A 6,537-nucleotide genomic window follows, 5' to 3' on the forward strand; every position below is an offset into this window, starting at 1 on the left:
AAATATGATCACATATAGGAATGATATTTTAATGCCTTGCCAGGGATGCTAATTGATAGAATCCCCTCTGGGATTTAACCAACTACCAAAGACTTTGCTCTGACTACTTATGACGAATTGACGGACGAACCTGCTAAATTGAGAGCACTCAATAAAAGATACTATTTCGTACTTCTTTGCCGGAATACCTGCATGTACTGATTGCAAATATAGACCTATGTGTTGGTTTAAGCTCTTAGCGTCCAGTTTTACTTTGCGTATATTTTTTTAATCTCTTTTGCCGGATTACCAGCCACAACAACATAATCTTCTGTCTTTTTTGTCACAACACTACCAGCAGCAATGACATTCTGGATGCCGAGGTCATCCATGATAATGGCTCCATTGCCGATCCAGCAATTTGCACCAATGGTAATCTTACGGTAAACGCCGGTCTGTTCTTGGATCGGCTTTCCTATTTGTTTAAAACCATGCTGGCTATTTCCGCTCAAAATCGAAACGTGGCTTGCAATGGTCGCATGATCTCCAATTTTTGCCGTGCCAATAATAGTAAAGGCACCAATATAATAACCTCGGCCTAATTCAGTTTCCGGGTGCGCAATGAAAGTTCCGAACCCAATGTATCCTTTTGATGAGCAAGCTTCAAGGGTCATACAATAATAGGCGACTCGCAAATAACTTCCAATTGTGCCCGGCACCAAAGCCATCAATTGCGCCTGACCGGCAAACAGCTTTTTGGATTTTGATATTCTAAACAAAACCGATAACGGCATTGTGAGGATAATGCAACCTCCAAGTACTATTTTTTGCAGGTACCTTTTCATATTCTCCAGATGTGAATGAATAAAGTCCTAATCAGATGAACCCTAAAACCTTCAGGAGCTTTAACCCTCTTCTGATAGTTCTATGCACTTTTATTCCCTGATATTCTTTAATATAGTGATACAAATATCTACCATCAGTGTAGCGCACCTTGCCGTTTATTTCTATATAAGGGCAGCCGATGCGCTCAATTCTCACATAACCATCTACGGACCGAGATATTGACCCGGTTTTATCACGAGAAGCCACCGTGGAACCAAGATAATATTCTTTTGATATTTCTATAGCTTCCGGATCATATCCACCACCAGGCCAACACAAGAAAGATACCTGTTTTGACAATTTCGATTCAATAATCTTTTTTGATTCCCCAAGTTCCCAATGCAATCTGTCGCGGCGCTCAGAATCGGTCTCATATCGCCCCTCTGTTCGCAGTTTTGATAGCACTTTATGTGCTTCCATGCGTAGGACATTTCTCCAATTATGTAAATCGAAGAATCCAAGTCCCTGCTCCGCAACAAAATTTTCCAGTTGTTTCGCAATTATTGATTCAGGATAAAAACGCCTTACCTCCAAGGATTTCCCGTGTCGGTAAACCGGGCCGCCAAACCGAAGAAATGGCTTGTAAATATCCTGGTTTAAATAACACCATTTCATATCGGGCCTCTCATTCCAGTCCATCCATACATAGCCGTCTCCTGGGTGCCGAAAATCTACAATTTCGGGTTCGGCGAAATACCATGTATGGGTCATGGCATGTGACTGTATGTCCATCACGCCATCCGCTTCCATCTTGCGCATCTCTTCCCAATTTAAAAAACCATGGGTTTGAAGCTCTTGATGCGACAATTCACCTTTCCAAACCTGTTCCAAAGTAGGACGTCGGACTTGATGTGGCTGGACAAATTCAGGGTTAATAAAAATGGTACCCTTAAAGCCATATTTCTTCAGGATTGGATAGGCAAAAACCCAATTATCAAGATAACCATCATCAAAATTTAAAAAAACAGGATTGGGTGGTAACGGGTCACCGCAATGCAAAAAGCGATAATACTCTGAAAAATCTATCGCATTAAAATTATACTTTCTAAGCCACCGAATATGGTCTTCAAACAAATCAAATGGAATAGTCAGATGATTCCAAATCCAATCAGCGTCTGGAACGCCAACCGAATGATACATGATGGTTGGTAAATTGATCATTCACTATCCAGTAACATCAGAGATTATGTGCCTATGTTTACCGCCGATGGTTTTTGGTATTTCATCAACATATTGCACATCTAACGACAAGTCGTCCCATCCAAGCGCCTGTTTGATATTACTCTCAATCTGCGAGATTTTATGAATGTCGATCTCACTAAAGTTGTGGCTTTTTATCATGTTGAGACGGATCGAATGAGTATCTAACTGGTGAAACTGAAAATTTTTGACCCCCTCGATATCGTACATCTGCCTGACGAAAAATGTGCCGTAGATTGTCTTCCCTTTTGAAGTGATAAATCTGTCAGCGATTCTGCCGATCTTCATTTCCATCAACGGGTATCCTCTACCACAGGGGCATATTCTTGATCCTGGTACAGCATAATCGCCTATTTCGTAGCGGATAAAAGGCATTGCCTTATTAATAAGAGATGTCACAATCAATTTGCAGCGGTTTTCCGGATGATCAAGCACAGGCAGATACTCAACATAAGCGGAGTGTAAAAACTGATGCATATTACCGGCAGGACATTCCGATGCGATACCGGGAACTTCTCTACTTCCGTACTGGTCGTATACTTTGCAATTAAAGGCTTTTTGGATAAGGATTCTTTGCCAATCGTGGAGCTTTTCGGCCGATGTCATCACCCCTTTAACATTTGAAATGTGGATATTTTTATCGATAATATGTTCGGCAACATTCTGCACGACAGATGTGTAGCCATAGATAAATGTATTATTTTTTGCCTGAATGTGCTCAATCCAATCCCTGATAGTGGAAGAATCATACTTGTAAGCATTCAAGTGCAAGTTTGCCGAAAGAACATTTTTCAAAAATGTCTTCAATCCCGGCTTTATTCGGCCATCATTCGGGTTTCCCCATATTGAAATTAATCGTTCGTTTTCTTTCCAACCGGCAATCTTTAAAGAGAGCATAAAGGTGGCGTTATGTTCCTCAAAAAAATTGTGATGGGTAAAAAATTTCAACGGTTCACCGGTAGAACCTCCGCTGGAGAGGGTAATTAGTTCGTCCGCTTTAAAAGCTTTGGAGGTCAGACCACTTTTGTTGGTTTTAATAATATTCTTGGTAAGTACCGGCAATCTTGAGATATCAGCTTTGGTCCTGATGTCATCCGGACGCATATCCAAACTGCGGAAAATATCTCTATAATAGGGGACGGTTTCATAAGCATGATTAAGCAGCTGCTTCAATCTGAAGAACTGATATTTTTCATTTTCCATAATAGGCTGCCACTGCAGGCGTTCATATTCATCGAAATAATCATAGCGTTTGGACCCACGCAATTTGAGCAATGCCCTGCGAATTTTAGCTTTCATGATATTCTCCGGAAGGTATCAACAGTTTCATGTATTTTTCCATCATAGCTTGTTCACTGAAGTTTGATTGAACTTTTTCATACCCTCGCGCCGCAATCGAATCTCTTAGCGCCTTATCATCGGATAGTTTCAATATAGCTCCCGCAAGAGCCTCGCTGCTCTCCGACTGAACGATAATGCCATCCTCGCAGTTAGAAATGATTTCTTTGACACCACCAACATCTGTCGCAATAACGGGTTTACCACAAGCCATGGCCTCCAGTAAGGCGATCGGAAACCCCTCTCTTTTAGACGCCAAGACAAAAAGATCCATGCTCGCCAACAAATCCGGTATATCGCTGCGACGGCCAAGCATTTTAACATGCGGCCAAATGTTCAGTTCCTGAATCATGTTTTCAATATTGGGACGCAATTCCCCATCGCCAACCAATATAAGCTGCAAATTCGGCCTTATTTTAACAACCTGGGAAAAGGCGTGCAAAAGATTGGTGTGATCTTTAGGATCGGATAACCTGGCAACAGTTCCAATTATCAATTTATCCTGATCTGATCTGTTTTCTGTTTTAATTTTTTTTGGTTGGAAGGCAGACAAATTTACCCCGTTGTGAACTACTTCAACTCGATAAGGATTGACACCAATATCATTTATCAAAAAATTTTTTAAATCATTCGATACACAGACAACCTTATCTACCAGCAGGCTAAAGTAACGGGCATTACGCCTTAACTTCCTGGATTTACACAATGAGTATTTGGCATGTTCGGTATATATTAGCCTGACTCCAGCAAGCTTAGCGGGGAAGGCAGCGTACTGGAGTAAATATGAGCCATGAACCTGAACCACCGTAACATTCTGCTCTTTGAGCAGTCGATATAAATTCCACATAACCTTCAATCGGTTTCCATCATCCGACTTAAAAAAATAAACCTTGACCTCATTTTTTTCAGCATGTCCTACCAGCGGGCCTTCACCACCGAAGAGGCCACAAACGGATGTTTGACATTTTCCTAATTTATTTAAATACATGGAGATATTAAGAGCCAAGCTTTCCGCTCCACCAAAGTCAAGCACATTGATCAACTGCATAGCATGGCTACTCTTCATCGCTTGCCACCATATTTATTCTTGTTCATCTACCGCGATTTTGGATTATTTCTCAATACTTCATTATATAATCTAGCTATTTTTTTGATCCGTTCTTCAGAACTAAACTCCTTGAGGACCCTACATTTTCCAGCCATACCGAATTCATGAAGTGTTTTTCGATTTTTAAATAATCTAATTGCAGCTTCAGCCAGTTGCTCCGAGTTCTTCGGATCGACAAGAATTCCGGTTTCTCCATCTAGCACTACTTCAGGCACGCCACCAACACGCGTTGCCACAACCGGTTTTTGAAACAGCATCGCCTCAAGAGCAACATTCGGCATCCCTTCACTCAAAGATGGCAATACAATTAGATCAATCTCCCGAAAGAAGTCTTGAACATTGGACTGATATCCGGTGAAAATCACCTTTGATTTCAATCCAGCCTGATTGATCTGCTGCTGAAGTTCCTTTTTTAACGGTCCATCACCTATAAACAATGTCTTCAAACCTGGAAATACTTTAAGTATTTTAGGAAGCGCCTCCACAAAATATCGATGGCCTTTTTCGGGACTAAATCTTCCAACTACCGCAACCAATGGCGCCGCATTATTGATCCTATATTGTTCACGAATTTTGATAGTTGGCGCATATGAGGAATATTCATTAGGGTCTACCGCATTATAAATAATATTGATTTTCTCTTTACCAATCCAGACAGTATTCAACCCATTGACCATACCCTCAGAAACGGCAACAACTTTGTCAGCAAATTTCAGTAAATACTTTTCTAAGTAATTATAAAATTTAATTTTTTTTCCACCAGAAACCCAGCCATGAAAAAAGGCCACCCATGGATTACCTGTAAGAACTTTGAGAAATAAACATATCACATGACTTTTATATCCGTGGGACTGCAGTATATTTAAACTGTTCGATTTAAAGATTGTATATGCTTGCGGCAAAAGTAAAGGATCATAAATTACCCTTTGTTTTAGAAGTTTAAATGGCACATCAACATTTTCAATAATTAAATCGAACTCACTCTTAATATCGTTGACGGAAAATCCAACAATGACGGTGTCACATACCTCCAAACCACCACAGCGCAAAAATTGTAGTAAACCTTTCCCAGGCCCACCAATTTCGTTTGTTGCGATGCATATAAATACTTTTGGACGTGGAGACATTTGATTCGTCTCTAATCTCTATACTTCATAAAAAAGCGCATGTTCCTGTGACCAGATTGCCATTGCAATGGTCGCCGACGGATCCGAGCGGTTCATCCTTATGGGCTCAAGCCCTTTGCAAGACTACCCTCCCATTCCAGCAATATGGATGAAAACGTCAAACCCAAAAAATTCTCCTGTGATTTGGAATCGGACTGGACCATTAAAAACGATGTGCCTCACTACGGGTTAAAATAGCACATCGCGGTGGATGTCGAAAACGGACTGATTATGTCCACCAACATCACACCGGCCTCACACAGTGGCTCGAACTATCTGCCCTATGCCACCATCTACAGCATTCACACCACCGAAAAGATTGAGCTGGTTTATGCTGACAAGGCGTATGCGGGCGCTCCGAATCGAAACTTCCATTCGATGAATGAAATCGCCAATGGCATCATGCGCAAAAACAACATAAACGCAGTGCTAACCGATACTGAAATTGCCCGCAATAAGTCCATCTCAAAAAACGATACATCGTGGAACAGTACTTCGGCCTGGCCGCTCTGTTGGATGTCCGGTCCCGGGCCTAGTCTACCACCATCATAAAAATCAGCATCGATGCGCTGTTCATGAATAAGTTCGACAGTTGTTCTAAAAACGCACGCCGAAAATCGGCGTAAGGTCATGATTTTAAACAACCAGGCCTGATTTCGACCCCCAAAAGGTAGTGCCACAGATTACCGATGGAACCATTGACAAATTTGATCACAACAGCAGGCATTGAGGGAGTGTCCTTGGCTTTGGAGGCTCCCGGTGTTCGCACGCGTTAAAAAATCCGGCAAATACCAGTACCTTCAAATCGTTGAAAACCGCAAAGAAAAAGGCAAGGTCAAGCAGCGCGTCATCGCCACGGTG

General features: G+C 41.6%; 6 protein-coding genes. 1 reads left to right on the plus strand and 5 read right to left on the minus strand.

Features of this window, described 5'->3' with window-relative positions:
• Positions 1-248: 248 nt before the first annotated feature.
• Genes MRX98_RS21330 through MRX98_RS21350 form a run of 5 tightly spaced genes read right to left on the minus strand, consistent with a single transcriptional unit; the run spans position 249 to position 5,637 of the window.
• Positions 249-824 (minus strand): acyltransferase, encoded by a 576-nt coding sequence (locus MRX98_RS21330; RefSeq protein WP_246915027.1) that lies wholly within the window; start codon positions 822-824, stop codon positions 249-251.
• 31 nt (positions 825-855) lie between these two features.
• The gene (locus tag MRX98_RS21335; RefSeq protein ID WP_246915030.1) at positions 856-2,025 is read right to left on the minus strand and encodes a polysaccharide deacetylase family protein; all 1,170 of its coding nucleotides are present in this window, start codon (positions 2,023-2,025) and stop codon (positions 856-858) included.
• Between the two features lie 3 nt (positions 2,026-2,028).
• A complete protein-coding gene (locus MRX98_RS21340) occupies positions 2,029-3,363 on the minus strand; it encodes a phenylacetate--CoA ligase family protein (RefSeq protein WP_246915034.1) in 1,335 nt (444 codons plus the stop codon).
• Entirely contained in the window at positions 3,353-4,468 is a 1,116-nt protein-coding gene (locus MRX98_RS21345) for a glycosyltransferase (RefSeq protein ID WP_246915037.1), read from the minus strand. Before MRX98_RS21345 ends, MRX98_RS21340 begins: the two co-directional genes overlap by 11 nt.
• Positions 4,469-4,497: 29 nt before the next feature.
• Positions 4,498-5,637, minus strand: a complete 1,140-nt coding sequence (locus tag MRX98_RS21350; RefSeq protein ID WP_246915040.1) for a glycosyltransferase family 4 protein — start codon at positions 5,635-5,637, stop codon at positions 4,498-4,500.
• Between the two features lie 246 nt (positions 5,638-5,883).
• On the opposite strand from MRX98_RS21350, the gene MRX98_RS21355 reads away from it, so the two are divergent.
• Complete coding sequence (locus MRX98_RS21355) at positions 5,884-6,228, plus strand: transposase (RefSeq protein WP_343217784.1); 345 nt, start codon at positions 5,884-5,886, stop codon at positions 6,226-6,228.
• Positions 6,229-6,537: the final 309 nt, after the last annotated feature.

The sequence above is a fragment of the Desulfatitalea alkaliphila genome, assembly GCF_022968795.1.
GTDB lineage: Bacteria > Desulfobacterota > Desulfobacteria > Desulfobacterales > Desulfosarcinaceae > Desulfatitalea > Desulfatitalea alkaliphila.